The 15,049-nt window shown below is 45.9% G+C and carries 16 protein-coding genes and 1 other annotated feature; all 16 genes read left to right on the top strand.

Translation table 11 applies throughout. The features are described from left to right. Window positions 1–11 precede the first annotated feature (11 nt). The 16 genes from gltX to rpoB all read left to right on the top strand — a co-directional run bounded on the left by gltX (window position 12) and on the right by rpoB (window position 15,049). Window positions 12–1,469: a glutamate--tRNA ligase gene (gltX, locus tag MHI52_RS27730; protein ID WP_127551267.1), complete on the top strand. Its 1,458-nt coding sequence runs from the start codon at window positions 12–14 to the stop codon at window positions 1,467–1,469. Window positions 1,470–2,007: 538 nt separating this feature from the next. Further along, window positions 2,008–2,667, top strand: a complete 660-nt coding sequence (gene cysE / locus MHI52_RS27725; protein ID WP_036607155.1) for a serine O-acetyltransferase — start codon at window positions 2,008–2,010, stop codon at window positions 2,665–2,667. A gap of 42 nt (window positions 2,668–2,709) precedes the next feature. Continuing rightward, a complete protein-coding gene (gene cysS / locus MHI52_RS27720) occupies window positions 2,710–4,110 on the top strand; it encodes a cysteine--tRNA ligase (RefSeq protein ID WP_017692055.1) in 1,401 nt (466 codons plus the stop codon). Next, window positions 4,107–4,586: a Mini-ribonuclease 3 gene (locus tag MHI52_RS27715; protein ID WP_076254727.1), complete on the top strand. Its 480-nt coding sequence runs from the start codon at window positions 4,107–4,109 to the stop codon at window positions 4,584–4,586. Before cysS ends, MHI52_RS27715 begins: the two co-directional genes overlap by 4 nt. Window positions 4,587–4,629: 43 nt before the next feature. Then, window positions 4,630–5,376 (top strand): 23S rRNA (guanosine(2251)-2'-O)-methyltransferase RlmB, encoded by a 747-nt coding sequence (rlmB, locus tag MHI52_RS27710; RefSeq protein WP_017692057.1) that lies wholly within the window; start codon window positions 4,630–4,632, stop codon window positions 5,374–5,376. A 5-nt stretch (window positions 5,377–5,381) separates the two neighbouring features. Further along, complete coding sequence (locus tag MHI52_RS27705; protein ID WP_036607162.1) at window positions 5,382–5,903, top strand: NYN domain-containing protein; 522 nt, start codon at window positions 5,382–5,384, stop codon at window positions 5,901–5,903. Between the two features lie 171 nt (window positions 5,904–6,074). Further along, window positions 6,075–6,719, top strand: a complete 645-nt coding sequence (gene sigH / locus MHI52_RS27700; protein WP_017692059.1) for an RNA polymerase sporulation sigma factor SigH — start codon at window positions 6,075–6,077, stop codon at window positions 6,717–6,719. Window positions 6,720–7,023: 304 nt separating this feature from the next. Continuing rightward, window positions 7,024–7,173: a 50S ribosomal protein L33 gene (rpmG, locus tag MHI52_RS27695; RefSeq protein ID WP_072735843.1), complete on the top strand. Its 150-nt coding sequence runs from the start codon at window positions 7,024–7,026 to the stop codon at window positions 7,171–7,173. Window positions 7,174–7,190: 17 nt separating this feature from the next. Beyond that, window positions 7,191–7,382 carry a preprotein translocase subunit SecE gene (gene secE, locus MHI52_RS27690; RefSeq protein ID WP_017692060.1) on the top strand — a complete coding sequence of 64 codons (192 nt, stop codon included), beginning with the start codon at window positions 7,191–7,193 and terminating at the stop codon, window positions 7,380–7,382. A gap of 21 nt (window positions 7,383–7,403) precedes the next feature. Next, entirely contained in the window at window positions 7,404–7,937 is a 534-nt protein-coding gene (gene nusG / locus MHI52_RS27685) for a transcription termination/antitermination protein NusG (RefSeq protein WP_036607165.1), read from the top strand. Window positions 7,938–8,005: 68 nt separating this feature from the next. Beyond that, window positions 8,006–8,431, top strand: coding sequence for a 50S ribosomal protein L11 (rplK, locus tag MHI52_RS27680; RefSeq protein WP_017692062.1), 426 nt, complete (start codon window positions 8,006–8,008; stop codon window positions 8,429–8,431). 94 nt (window positions 8,432–8,525) lie between these two features. Further along, window positions 8,526–9,218, top strand: a complete 693-nt coding sequence (gene rplA, locus MHI52_RS27675; RefSeq protein WP_017692063.1) for a 50S ribosomal protein L1 — start codon at window positions 8,526–8,528, stop codon at window positions 9,216–9,218. A 68-nt stretch (window positions 9,219–9,286) separates the two neighbouring features. Continuing rightward, window positions 9,287–9,434, top strand: a sequence feature (ribosomal protein L10 leader region). Window positions 9,435–9,457: 23 nt separating this feature from the next. Further along, the gene (rplJ, locus tag MHI52_RS27670) at window positions 9,458–9,961 is read left to right on the top strand and encodes a 50S ribosomal protein L10 (protein WP_047841127.1); all 504 of its coding nucleotides are present in this window, start codon (window positions 9,458–9,460) and stop codon (window positions 9,959–9,961) included. A gap of 71 nt (window positions 9,962–10,032) precedes the next feature. Then, complete coding sequence (gene rplL / locus MHI52_RS27665; protein ID WP_339191212.1) at window positions 10,033–10,392, top strand: 50S ribosomal protein L7/L12; 360 nt, start codon at window positions 10,033–10,035, stop codon at window positions 10,390–10,392. A gap of 96 nt (window positions 10,393–10,488) precedes the next feature. Next, entirely contained in the window at window positions 10,489–11,091 is a 603-nt protein-coding gene (locus MHI52_RS27660) for a class I SAM-dependent methyltransferase (protein WP_076320292.1), read from the top strand. A gap of 412 nt (window positions 11,092–11,503) precedes the next feature. Continuing rightward, window positions 11,504–15,049 (top strand): DNA-directed RNA polymerase subunit beta, encoded by a 3,546-nt coding sequence (rpoB, locus tag MHI52_RS27655; protein WP_036671573.1) that lies wholly within the window; start codon window positions 11,504–11,506, stop codon window positions 15,047–15,049.

Raw genomic sequence — 15,049 nt, 5'->3', positions numbered from 1 at the left:
GAGGGGATCATATGAGCACGGATATTCGTGTGCGTTACGCGCCGAGTCCAACGGGACACCTGCATATCGGGAATGCCCGTACGGCGTTGTTTAACTATTTATATGCCAAACATAATAACGGTAAATTCATTATTCGTATTGAAGATACGGACGTGAAACGGAATATTGCCGGTGGTGAAGAAAGCCAACTGAAATACCTGAAATGGCTCGGAATTGAGTGGGACGAAAGTATTGACGTGGGCGGAGAATACGGACCATACCGTCAAACGGAACGTCTGGACCTCTATCGTAAATATACGCAGGAGTTGCTGGATAAAGGTCTGGCTTACCGTTGCTTCTGCACGGAAGAAGAATTGGAGCAAGAGCGCGAGGAACAGTCAGCACGTGGAGAAACACCGCGTTATTCTGGCAAACACCGTGACCTGACTCCAGAGCAAATTAGTGCGTTTGAAGCGGAAGGCCGCGTAGCGAGTATTCGTTTCCGTGTGCCGGAAGAGCGCACATATACGTTTGATGATATGGTTAAAGGCACAATCTCGTTCAACAGCAAGGAATCCGGTGACTTCGTCATTGTGAAAAAAGACGGCATTCCCACATACAACTATGCCGTTGCTGTGGATGATCACTTGATGAAGATCTCCCACGTCCTGCGTGGGGAAGATCACATCTCGAACACGCCGCGTCAACTGATGATCTATGAAGCGCTTGGCTGGGAGCCACCGCAATTCGGTCATATGACGTTGATCGTGAATGAAAATCACAAGAAGCTGAGTAAACGGGATGAGTCCGTTATCCAGTTTATTGAGCAATATGATCAGCTCGGCTATTTGCCTGAAGCGATGTTTAACTTTATTTCCTTACTCGGCTGGTCGCCGGAAGGGGAAGAAGAGATCTTCTCGCAAGAGCAACTGATCTCCATTTTTGATACGAAACGTCTGTCCAAGAGCCCTGCGGTATTTGATACCCACAAGCTGGCGCACTTGAACAACCACTATATCAAACATGCTGACCCGGAACGTATTGCCGAAATGGCCATTCCGCATCTGCAAAAGGCTGGACGTATTTCTTCCGAGCTGTCTGCTGAACAAAAAGAATGGGCTTATACGCTGGTACACCTGTACCAGGAGCAGATGAATTCTGCCTCCGATATTGTCGAATTGTCAGAAGTATTCTTCCGTTCCAATCTGGAGCTTGAAAGTGAAGGAGAAGCAGTGCTTGCGGAGGAGCAGGTGCCAACTGTACTGAAGGCATTTGCGGATAAAGTACAGGCGAGCGAAGAGTTTACTCCAAGCAAAATGGCTACATTGATCAAGGAAGTACAGAAAGAAACCGGCTTTAAGGGCAAACAGCTCTTTATGCCAATTCGTGTAGCCTTGACTGGACAGACGCATGGACGGGATCTGAACCAAACGATCGTGCTTCTGGGTCGTGATACGGTGATCGAACGTTTGCTTGCACAAGTAAAATAATCTTAGTCGAAGACATTCCGTTTATTTGGAATCTGAACACAGTCCTACGATGGATAGATTACGTAGGAGGCTGTTGTCAGTCTGAGGCCTTTTCGCTATAATAACAACACAACGAATAATTGATATGATTTATCTAATAGAACAGCAAAGATCGGGAGGAGTAGACTGACCCGGACAGATTCAGAGAGGATGGTCCCGTAGCAAAGAGAGATTTCTTTGGATGCGGTGGCTGTGAACCATCCACTGTCCATCAGTCGAAATGCGCCCGTGAGCTGCACAGCCGAATCCGGCCCCGCCTTTGTCGATCATGACATGGGAAAACGTTAGGATAGGTTGTGACGATTGGTTTCCGTTACCAAACCGCTTGAGGGCTCATTCTATTTAAGAATGGACCGAGCAGAGTGGGACCGCGATAAACGCCTCTGCAGCTAAATGCTGCAGGGGCGTTTTTTTGTTTAGGCGAGTGTGCAGTACACTACCAAGGAACGCGCCGTCCGGTAAGCCGGAGGACGGGAACCTGAACAAGAGGGGAACGAGCATGTTCAAGAAGATCAGATCAGATATCCAGGCGGTGTTTGAAAACGATCCGGCGGCCCGAGGTTGGTTTGAGGTGGTATTCACCTACTCAGGGCTGCATGCGATATGGGCACACCGGATCGCTCATTTTTTATACAAGCGAAGATGGTTCTCGGTTGCCCGGTTCATTTCGCAGGTTAGCCGTTTTATGACAGGAATCGAGATACATCCTGGAGCTACGATCGGAAATCGGTTGTTTATTGACCACGGAATGGGCGTCGTTATTGGAGAAACATGTGAGATTGGCGATGATGTCGTTATCTATCAGGGGGTTACCCTGGGCGGAACAGGGAAAGAAAAAGGGAAGAGACATCCGACCATTGGTAATAATGTGGTTATCTCATCCGGAGCCAAGGTGTTGGGTTCATTTAGCGTGGGGGATCAATGTAACATTGGTGCGAACTCCGTTGTGCTTAAGGAGGTCCCTTCCAATAGTACCGTAGTAGGTATACCGGGCAGAATTGTTAAACAGGATGGCCGACGGGTAGATCGCCTCAGTCAGCAATTGCCCGATCCGGTCGTTGACTCCTTGCGCGGTATGCAAAAAGAACTCGAACGATTGCAGGAAGAAGTACGTACACTGCAAAATGCCCGTGAAAATGAGACTGTGCGTGATACGTGATACAATAAATAAAGGCAGTATAGGATGAAAGGATAAGTGACCATGACGCTTCAGATTTATAATACGATGAGTCGTACCAAAGAGAAATTTGTTCCCCAAGAACCAGGGAAAGTGAAAATGTATGTCTGCGGACCAACGGTATATGACTACATTCATATCGGGAATGCACGCCCGGTTATCTTTTTCGACACAGTTCGTGGATACCTGGAACAGACAGGACATGATGTGAACTATGTGGTGAACTTCACGGATGTGGACGATAAGTTGATTCGCAAAGCAGAACAACTTGGAACAGACGTTCCTCACGTGGCTGAGAAATTTATAGCTGCCTATTATGAAGACATTGAGGGATTGGGTATTCCCAAGGCAAGCAGCAATCCGAGAGTAACGGAAAACATGCCGCTGATCATTGATTTTATCCGTGAGCTGGTTGAAAAAGGATTTGCGTATGAAAATGGCGGTGACGTCTATTATCGCACAGGCAAATTCAGCGAATATGGCAAACTTTCGAAACAAAACCTGCAGGAGCTGCAATTTGGAATCCGTGTGGGTGTGGACGAGCGCAAAGAGCATCCCGAAGATTTTGTGCTCTGGAAGGCTGCCAAACCAGGTGAGATCTATTGGTCCAGTCCTTGGGGCGATGGTCGACCAGGCTGGCATATTGAGTGCTCCGCCATGGCTAGGGAGTACCTTGGGGATACACTGGACATTCACGGGGGCGGACAGGATTTGCAGTTCCCGCACCATGAGTGCGAATGCGCCCAATCCGAGGTATTAACAGGTAAACCACTTGCGAACTACTGGATGCATAATGGATTCATCCGGATTGATAACGAGAAGATGTCGAAATCACTCGGTAATGGTGTTCTGGTTAAAGACTTGCGGAATCAATATAAACGCGAAGCGATTCGTTATTTCATGTTGTCTACCCACTATCGCAATCCATTGAACTTCACGGATGATACGATGGAGCAGGCACAGAACAGTGTGGACCGGATTGCAAATGCGGTAGGTAACCTGAACCATCGTCTGAATGCAGTAACTGTTGATCAGGACATCACAGCAGAGTTTGCGGCAAGACTCGACCAAATTCGTCAGCAGTATCACGAGAAGATGCAGGATGATTTCAATACTCCTGATGCAATTACTGCGATGTTTGAGTGGGCAGGGGAAGCCAACCAACTGTTGCAACAAGAAGTGGTTAATGCGGCAGACATTCGCGCACTCCTCGAGTTGTTCAGTGAATTGAATGCTGTACTGCGCATTTATACTGACGCAGAGCCAGAACTTCTGGATGAGGAAGTAGAACGTCTGATTGAAGAGCGTGTAGAAGCGCGCAAGTCCAAAAACTGGGCAAGAGCGGATGAAATTCGCGATGAATTGTCTGCACGTGGCATTCTGCTTGAAGATACGGCGCAGGGCATGAGATGGCGGCGCAAATGAGCGAAGGACATCCAAATACACCAAAACAACAGGACCAGGTCACAGAGGGAGGGTGGTTCCCTTATCCTCCTTCCAGACCTGCGAGGTTGATTCCACCTATTGCACTGGCCTATATTGGTGATGCGGTATATGAGGTAGCTGTTCGTCAATATCTGTTGTCGAAGGCAAACATGCGTCCCAATCATTTGCACCGTAGTGCAACCGGGTTGGTATCAGCGAAGGCACAGAGCCGCATACTTACAACGATTGAGGATGAACTGACAGAGGAAGAACGGGATATCGTCCGGCAAGGGCGGAATGCCAAGTCGGGTAGTGTACCCAAAAATGCAGATGTATTGGAGTACAGACATGCTACGGCTTTTGAATGTCTCATTGGTTACCTCTATAGCAGTGGTCATCATGATCGCATGATTGAACTGATCGGGCTTGGCATTGAGCACGCGGAACAACAATCGCCATCGCCGACAAAAAAATAGAAATTTCAACAAAACAATGCATTACAGAGAGGATCGAACAACGATGGAAGAAGAATGGATCGCCGGTAAACACTCCGTGACGGAGGCGCTGCGTTCAGGCCGGACCATTAATAAAATATGGATTGCCGATACAGCACAGAAACATCTGACTCAACCTATTATCTCGGAAGCTAAAAAACTAGGTATTGTCATTCAACACGTGGACAAGCGTAAGCTGGATCAAACGGTACCAGGCATTCAGCATCAGGGGGTAGTTGCTCAAGCAGCACCTTACGCTTATGTGGAGGTAGAAGACATTCTTGCCGCAGCAAAAGCGAAGAATGAGCATCCTTTCCTGATTCTGCTGGATGAGATTGAAGATCCTCATAACCTGGGGTCTATTTTGCGGACAGCAGATTGCACGGGTGCGCATGGCGTCATTGTACCGAAACGTCGCTCGGCAGCGGTAACCGTGACAGTATCCAAAACATCAGCAGGTGCTGTGGAGTACGTGCCAGTGGCTCGTGTAAGTAATCTTGGTCAGACCATCGATCGCCTCAAAGAGGAAGGTGTATGGGTTGTAGGGACAGATGTCACCGCTCACGAAGGTGTCTTTGGTAATGGAGTCTTTACTGGCCCTGTGGCATTGGTAATCGGAAATGAGAACAAGGGGATGGGACGACTTATTCGTGAGAAATGCGATGTGCTTATCAAATTACCAATGCAAGGTCAGATTAATTCCCTGAATGCTTCCGTGGCAGCGGGGGTTGTCATGTACGAAGTGCTCCGCTCGCGTCAAGCGCAGGAATAGAAGGTATGGCTGATTCCCGTGATGTGCTTCTTGTAGACGGGTACAACATGATTGGCGACTGGCCGGAATTAACCAAACTGGCGGAAAGTGGGCTCGAAGAGGCACGTAACAGGCTTCTCTTTCGTCTTGCAGACTACCAGGCTTTCTCCGGCCGTCGAGTCATTGTTGTGTTTGACGCCTACCTCGTGCCTGGACTCGGTAAATCCTTTACTCAGAGCAAAGTGCAGATCTATTTTACAAAGGAAAAAGAGACGGCAGACGAATGCATTGAGAGACTCGTTCGGGAACTAAGCATGCGAAGACGCCAAATCTATGTGGCTACGAGCGATATGGTAGAGCAACATGTCATTTTTGGACAGGGAGCGCTACGTGTATCTGCAAGGGAGTTGCTAATTGAAGTTGAGCAGAACGAAAAAGAATTAAAAAAACGACTGGAAGAAGATCAGGCGAAGACCACGCGTAACACACTCGGGGGTAAGTTAAGTCCCGATGTATTGAAAGAGTTTGAGCGATGGCGCCGGGAATAACAGCACGTTTTTACAAAATTTAGAATATTGAAACTCTTGACATTTATGTTATTGATGTTCTTTTTTAGGCAGAGCGTGGTTGACGGTGTGAGGTACCATCATATATACTGATCCTATATTTCATAGAGTAGAGTAACGGGGTACCTTGCGTTGCAGCCGGAGGGATTGTCTGTGAGTGTCGACCTCAAAGATATCATGTTATCTAAGTATGATTACCAAAGTGACGAAGACATTGTCGAAGCTTTCCGTGAAGGCGAAAGCGAAGCGTTAGAGTTTCTAATTAACAAATATCGTAACTTTGTACGCGCCAAGGCAAGATCTTATTTTCTGATTGGGGCAGACCGGGAAGATATTATTCAAGAAGGAATGATTGGCCTCTACAAATCCATTCGAGATTTCAAAGGGGACAAACTGGCTTCGTTCAAGGCTTTTGCCGAACTGTGTATTACAAGACAGATCATCACGGCGATTAAGACAGCAACACGTCAGAAGCATATTCCGCTTAATTCTTATGTATCTCTGGACAAGCCTATTTATGACGAAGAGTCTGATCGTACGTTACTCGATGTGATTTGTGGAACCCAGGTCAGTGATCCGGAAGAACTTATCATCAATCAGGAAGAGTTTGTGGGCCTGGAAGATAAAATGTCCGAGATTCTGAGTGATCTGGAACGTAAAGTATTGATGTTGTATCTGGACGGGAGATCTTATCAAGAGATTGCAGTAGATTTGGACAGACATGTGAAGTCCATTGATAATGCACTTCAGCGCGTCAAGCGCAAACTTGAAAAGTACCTGGAAGTTCGAGATAATTAAACACATGTTGTCGTTGACGGAAAAGGCTCGGTGTTTGAGTCTTTTTTTAGTGTCTCAAGTTTATAAAATCTAAGAATGTTTATACTAGTAATCGCTCGGTCCAAGCAGGAGAAGAGAAAAACAGAGATGAGAAACGAATGTACGTTATACGGAAGTAATACCCAATGAATGAAAGACTATTCTTTCATTGACATGGTTATACCCTTGTGATAAAGTGTTTTAGGTAGGCCTAAATTTATGGCTTTTTTTCAGGATCAATTTAGAGACTCTGCTTGAATGTGGAAGTCTTCGGGAGGTGTACATCATGCGGGTAATTATTACTTTGGCTTGTACTAACTGCAAACAAAGAAATTACACTACGACAAAAAACAAGCGTAATCACCCCGACCGCATGGAGATGAAGAAATTTTGCAAGTTTTGTAACGAGCAGACTTCTCATCGCGAAACCAGATAGTTTTTGGAGGTGTCGGCGTGAAACGAAGTTTCAAATCTCTGATTTCCTTTTTCTCAGAAAGCTGGGCTGAACTTAAAAAAGTTCGCTGGCCTAATCGTAAAGAGCTGACCAACTACACATTGATCGTACTTGGTACTGTTGTGGTTATGACGCTGTTTTTTTGGGTCATTGACATTGGCATCTCCTTTGTGATCGAAGCGATTATTTAAGAAGGGTTCCGGTGGCTTGATATGGAAAAAAGATGGTACGTCGTTCATACCTATTCAGGGTATGAGAACAAGGTCAAAGCCAATTTGGAAAAACGCGTAGAGTCTATGGGCATGGAAGACAAGATATTCCGCGTTCTTGTTCCTATGGAAGAAGAAGTGGTAAACAAGGACGGTAAGAAAAAAACCGTTATGCGTAAAGTTTACCCCGGTTATGTCTTGGTGGAAATGGTACAGACGGATGATTCTTGGTATGTTGTTCGCAACACACCAGGGGTTACAGGATTTGTCGGTTCGACAGGTTCTGGGTCCAAACCAACTGCATTGTTGCCTGAAGAAGTGGAACAAATTCTGAAGCACATGGGAATGGTTGAACCTAAGCCGAAAATTGAGTTCGATATTAAGGAATCCGTGCGTATTAAAGTCGGTCCTTTTGCGAATTTCGTAGGCTCCGTGGAAGAAATTTTGGTAGAGAAAAGCAAGTTGAAAGTGCACGTGAACATGTTTGGACGGGAAACACCGCTTGAGTTGGAATACACGCAAGTGGAGAAGATATAGTTTCTTCAAGTTTCTTGTGGGAGGGTTGAAAAACCCGTTAACCACTATTTTGCAAGGAGGTGTCAATCATGGCGAAAAAAGTTATTAAAATGGTAAAACTGCAGATTCCAGCAGGTAAAGCAAACCCAGCACCACCAGTAGGTCCAGCTTTGGGTCAAGCAGGTGTCAACATCATGGCATTCTGTAAAGAATTCAACGCTCGTACAGCTGATCAAGCGGGATTGATTATTCCAGTTGAAATTTCTGTATTCGAGGACCGTTCCTTTACTTTCATCACTAAAACTCCACCAGCAGCAGTTCTGTTGAAAGTGGCAGCTAAAGTTGAAAAAGGATCAGGCGAACCGAACAAGAAAAAAGTTGCTACTGTTAAACGTGATGCGGTACGTCAAATCGCAGAAACAAAAATGCCTGACCTGAATGCAGCAGACGTTGAGTCCGCTATGCGTATGGTCGAAGGTACTGCCCGCAGCATGGGTATCACCATCGAAGACTAATTTTCATAAGAAACATGGCTTCGTAAAACCGGTCGATTCGCGACCGGTTGATGTGGGAGGTATATCCGCTAACACCACAAAGGAGGAATAAAACATGGCTAAACACGGTAAAAAATACCTGGAAGCTGCTAAGCTGATTGACAGCGAAGCAACTTACGAGCCTTCAGAAGCTGTAGAGCTTGTGAAAAAGGCAGCTACTGCAAAATTCGATGAAACAATCGAAGCAGCAGTTCGTTTGGGTGTAGACCCTCGTAAGCAAGACCAGGCTGTACGTGGTGTTGTTGTCTTGCCACACGGCACAGGTAAAACACAACGCGTATTGGTATTTGCAAAAGGTGACAAAGCGAAAGAAGCGGAAGCGGCTGGCGCGGACTATGTTGGTGATGCAGACATGATCAACAAAATCCAACAAGGCTGGTTCGAATTCGACGTCTGCGTAGCGACACCAGATATGATGAGTGAAGTAGGTAAATTGGGCCGACTGCTCGGCGGTAAAGGTCTGATGCCTAACCCTAAAGCCGGAACGGTAACTTTCGATGTAACTAAGGCTGTTCAAGAAATTAAAGCCGGTAAAATCGAATATCGTCTGGATCGTGCAGGTCAAATTCATGCACCGATTGGTAAAGCTTCTTTCTCTTCTGAGCAACTTAATGAGAACTTCAAAGCTCTCATGGAAGCTCTGAATCGTGCTAAACCAGCGGCAGCAAAAGGTGTTTATCTGAAGAATGTTAGTCTTTCTTCCACGATGGGCCCTGGCGCACGCGTGAACGCAGCAGCTTTTAGATAATATCTCTTGACAGACTTGTCCTGTTTTTGATAAGATATAAAAGTTGTGAGTCCGAGTGACTGACCGTTGACATTTGAATATGCTTGCCGTAGACAGTAGGTGCCATTTGGCTTAATTTCCTGCCGAGGTGTGATTATAGAACTTAGAACGATGCAAATCGATGATGAGTATATATCAAGCCTTCGTGATTCTACGGAGGCTTTTCTTAATGGGATAAATTTGATCAGGAGGTGTACAGATTGGCAAACGCAAAAGTGATTCAAGCAAAACAAGAATCCGTTGATGCAGTAACAGCAAAATTGCGCGAGAGCGTTACAACTGTTGTTGTTGACTATCGCGGATTGAACGTTGCCCAAGTAACTGAGTTGCGTAAGCAACTTCGTGAAGCAGGGATCGAATTCCAAGTGCTGAAAAACTCGTTGCTTCGCCGTGCAGCTGCAGCAGCAGAACTGACAGAACTTGAAAATGTTCTTACAGGTCCTACTGCAATTGCATTCAGCGTAGATGACGTTGTGGCTCCAGCTAAAATTCTGAACGACTTCGCGAAAAAGAACGATGCACTGGAATTGAAAGGTGCAGTCGTAGAAGGTCGCGTAATCGGAGTAGAAGAAGTTAAGGCATTGGCAGAACTTCCATCCCGCGATGGACTCCTCTCCATGCTCCTCAGCGTGCTTCAAGCGCCAGTGCGCAACTTCGCGCTTGCGGTTAAAGCAGTTGCAGAAAAAGAAGAACAAGGCGCGTAAGCAACTTGATCTGAATGCTGCTTAGGCGGCAAATGAAATAAAAAAATAATATTATATATGGAGGTTCACTCATGAGTAAAGAGCAAATCTTGGAAGCAATCAAAGGCATGACTGTACTGGAATTGAACGATCTTGTTAAAGCAATCGAAGAAGAATTCGGCGTAACTGCTGCAGCTCCAGTAGCTGCTGCAGGTGCAGCAGCTTCTGCTGAAGCTGAGCAATCCGAGTTCGACGTAATCTTGACTAGCGCTGGTGCTTCCAAAATCAACGTTATCAAAGCAGTTCGCGAAATCACAGGTCTTGGCCTGAAAGAAGCAAAAGAATTGGTTGACAACGCTCCAAAAGCATTGAAAGAAAAAGTTGCTAAAGAAGAAGCAGAAGCGGTTAAAGCTAAGCTTGAAGAAGCAGGCGCTTCAGTTGAAGTTAAATAATTTAGCTATTACAAGCTAAATGAACAAAACAACAAACCCCTTGACTTATATCAAGGGGTTTGTTGCTGTAATTGTAAATGGAAAGTGAGTGAGGGCATGTCCAATCATTATTATTCGGACAAACCGCAAGTGGCGCATGATCGCAGAGCAACTGAAGCGGTTCTTCGCGGATTCAGTCTGCGATTCGTGACGGATGCCGGTGTGTTTTCCAAAAACGGAATCGATTATGGCAGCAGAGTATTGATTGATGCGATAGAGTTGCCATCAGGGGCTCATGTTCTCGATGTGGGCTGTGGATACGGGCCGATGGGTCTTACAGCAGCCAAACTTGTACCGGATGGGCATGTCACCATGATCGATATCAACGAGAGAGCCGTTGAACTTTCCAGGGAAAATGCAAAAGCGAACGGAATTAACAATGTTACGGTATTGCAAAGTAATCTACTGTCTGAAGTAAAAAAGCAAGATTTTGACGTTATCCTAACCAACCCGCCTATACGGGCTGGGAAAGAGACGGTTCATACTATTTTCGAACAGGCACATCGCCATCTGAAGGTAGGCGGTTCGTTGTGGATTGTCATTCAGAAGAAACAAGGAGCACCGTCAGCGAAAGCGAAATTGGAATCTTTGTTTGGAAGAGTGGAAGAAGTGACGAAGGATAAAGGCTATCGGATTTTCAAAGCGGTGAAATCGGAATAGGTATCTACTAAAAGCTGAATCCGAGTTTGTAAAGTAAGCAGGGGATCATTTTTTTTGCAATAGGACTATTGACTTGAAATTCAGGTCGTGGTATAGTTGTAAAATGTCAGTATTAAGATGCCCTACTTGGCTTTAGCTAACTAAAAATGTCAACCTTTTTTTACGCCGAACGGGCTTATTATGCCTACGTTTGGCGTATAATATGTACATTTTGGGCAAACTGGGGATAAGAATGATTTGGAAAGACATCCGCCGATCAAAGTTGCTCTTTTTTCGAACGACATTTCGAGTAAGGGCTTTTCTTTATTTGTGGATGCATTGCTTTGCTCTGTATGTGTACCATTATAAGGTTACAAACAGAGGTTCGCAACGAAATTTTTAAAGTGAGTAGACATTGAGGGGTGAGTTTAAGTTGGCAGGACATCTTGTTCAATATGGTCGACGCACTCGGCGCAGTTATGCACGAATTAACGAGATACTCGAAGTTCCGAACCTGATTGAAATCCAACAAAAATCCTATGATTGGTTTTTGGAGGAAGGGTTGCGCGAAATGTTCCAGGATATCTCGCCGATCCAGGATTTTACAGGTAACTTGATTTTGGAATTTATCGATTACAGTCTCGGTGAACCGAAGTATACAGTAGACGACGCAAAAGAGCGTGACGTTACGTATGCAGCACCGCTTCGGGTCAAAGTCCGGCTCATTAATAAGGAAACCGGCGAAGTCAAAGAGCAGGAAGTATTCATGGGAGATTTCCCGCTGATGACCAACACGGGCACATTTATTATTAATGGTGCGGAACGGGTTATTGTCAGCCAGTTGGTTCGCTCTCCTAGCGTTTACTTCAGTACCAAAGTAGATAAAAACGCCAAAAAAACGTATACCGCTACAGTTATTCCTAACCGCGGCGCTTGGTTGGAACTGGAGATGGACGCGAAGGATGTTGTTTATGTCCGGATCGACCGTACACGTAAAATACCGGTTACGGTTCTCCTGCGTTCACTTGGTTTTGGCACAGATGCTGAGATTCTGGATCTGCTCGGTAATGACGAATATATCCGCAACACACTGGACAAAGACAACACGGATTCCACGGAGAAAGCACTCATTGAGATCTATGAGCGTCTTCGTCCGGGCGAGCCGCCAACGCTGGATAATGCGAAAAGCTTGCTCGTAGCACGTTTCTTTGATCCAAAACGTTATGACCTGGCTAATGTAGGTCGTTACAAAATGAACAAAAAGCTTCACATCAAAAACCGTTTGTTTAACCAGCGTTTGGCTGAATCACTTGTTGACGCTGAAACAGGCGAGATTATTGCTGAAGCAGGTCAAATGGTGGATCGTCGCTTGTTGGATGAAATCATGCCGTATCTGGAGAAGAGCGTTGGTTTCCGCACGTATCACGTGGGTAACGGTGTTCTGGATGCTAATGATGTTCCTATGCAAACGATCGATGTATTTTCACCAACAGAAGATGGTAAAGTAGTCAAACTGATTGCCAATGGAATCATTGACAAGTCCGTTAAAAACGTGACACCGGCGGATATCATTTCGTCCATCAGTTATTTCCTTAACCTTCTGCAGGGAATTGGTAGCACGGATGATATTGACCATCTGGGTAACCGTCGTTTGCGTTCGGTGGGTGAACTCCTGCAGAATCAGTTCCGTATCGGTTTGTCCCGTATGGAGCGTGTGGTTCGTGAGAGAATGTCCATTCAGGATGCTAACGTAATTACACCACAGGCATTGATCAACATACGTCCTGTTATTGCATCGATTAAAGAGTTCTTTGGTAGCTCTCAGTTGTCACAATTTATGGATCAAACGAACCCGCTGGGTGAGTTGACACATAAACGTCGTTTGTCCGCACTCGGACCCGGTGGTTTGACACGTGAGCGCGCAGGTATGGAAGTGCGTGACGTCCATCCATCCCACTATGGCCGTATGTGTCCAATCGAGACGCCAGAGGGACCAAACATCGGTTTGATCAACTCCTTGTCTACGTTCGCCCGTGTGAATGAATATGGCTTCATTGAAGCTCCATATCGTTGGGTTGATCCGAAGACAGGTATTGTAACCGAGCAAATTGATTACCTGACAGCGGACGAAGAGGACAACTATGTTATCGCGCAAGCGAATGCGAAACTGAATGAAGATAGTACATTTGAAGAAGAAGCGATTATTGTACGTTATAACAAACAGTCGGATAACATCCTTACGATGCCGAGTGAGCGCGTTGACTACATGGACGTATCTCCTAAGCAAGTTGTATCCGTCGCTACAGCGCTGATTCCGTTCCTTGAGAACGATGACTCCAACCGTGCGCTCATGGGATCAAACATGCAGCGGCAGGCTGTTCCACTTTTGATTCCTAAAGCACCACTTGTGGGAACAGGTATGGAACACAAAGCCGCGAAAGATTCCGGTGTATGTATTGTCTCCGATTATGACGGAATTATTGAACGATCTACTGCGAACGAGATTTGGGTCCGTCGTGTTGAAGAAGTGGACGGTCAGGAAGTTAAAGGCGATATCGTTAAATATAAATTACACAAATTTATGCGTTCGAACCAAGGAACATGCATTAACCAGCGTCCGATTGTTAAAAGAGGTGCGGCTGTCAAAGCTGGCGATATCCTCGCTGATGGTCCTTCAACGGAAATGGGTGAATTGGCTCTGGGACGTAACGTTGTTGTTGCCTTCATGACTTGGGAAGGTTACAACTACGAGGATGCGATCTTGCTCAGTGAAAAACTCGTTAAGGAAGATGTATACACATCCATCCATATCGAGGAGTATGAGTCAGAAGCACGTGATACCAAACTCGGACCTGAAGAGATCACACGTGACATCCCTAACGTTGGGGAAGAAGCGTTGCGTAACTTGGATGAGCGCGGTATTATCCGCATCGGTGCTGAGATCAGTGCTGGCGACATTCTGGTTGGTAAAGTAACACCTAAGGGTGTAACAGAGCTGACAGCAGAAGAACGTCTCTTGCATGCGATCTTTGGTGAGAAAGCACGTGAAGTACGTGATACTTCCTTGCGTGTACCACATGGTACTGACGGTATCGTAGTAGACGTGAAAGTATTTACCCGCGAAAACGGTGATGAGTTGCCTCCAGGTGTTAATCAACTCGTTCGTGTATATATCGCTCAAAAACGGAAAATTTCCGAGGGTGATAAAATGGCTGGACGTCACGGTAACAAAGGGGTCGTGGCCCGCATCTTGCCGGAAGAAGATATGCCTTTCCTGCCAGACGGTACACCGGTTCAGATCGTTCTTAACCCACTGGGCGTACCTTCCCGGATGAATATCGGTCAAGTACTCGAGGTTCACTTGGGTATGGCGGCGATGCAACTGGGTATTCACGTAGCAACTCCTGTATTCGACGGAGCGAAGGAGTATGACGTCTTCGATACGATGGAAGAAGCAGGTATGCAACGTAATGGTAAAACTGTCCTGTATGATGGTCGTACAGGTGAAGAGTTTGAACGTGAAGTTACCGTAGGTGTCATGCACATGATCAAACTGGCACACATGGTTGATGATAAAATCCATGCCCGTTCCACGGGTCCTTACTCACTTGTTACGCAACAGCCATTGGGTGGTAAAGCTCAATTTGGTGGACAGCGTTTCGGGGAGATGGAAGTATGGGCGCTTGAGGCATACGGTGCTGCTTATACACTGCAAGAAATCTTGACTGTTAAATCCGATGACGTTGTTGGTCGGGTTAAAACTTATGAATCCATTGTCAAAGGTGAGAATGTTCCGGAACCAGGTGTTCCTGAATCATTCAAAGTATTGATCAAAGAGCTGCAAAGCTTGGGTATGGACGTTAAGATTTTGAGTGAAGATGAGCAAGAGATTGAAATGAGAGAAATGGACGATGAAGATGACGCTGCGAGCGATAAGCTCAGCCTCAACCTTGAGGGTACAGAGGTCGGAGCGGAATAA

Origin of the sequence: Paenibacillus sp. FSL H8-0283, assembly GCF_045040675.1 — a bacterium.
Taxonomy (GTDB): Bacteria; Bacillota; Bacilli; order Paenibacillales; family Paenibacillaceae; genus Paenibacillus; species Paenibacillus amylolyticus.
This window is presented reverse-complemented; position numbering and strand designations above follow the sequence as displayed.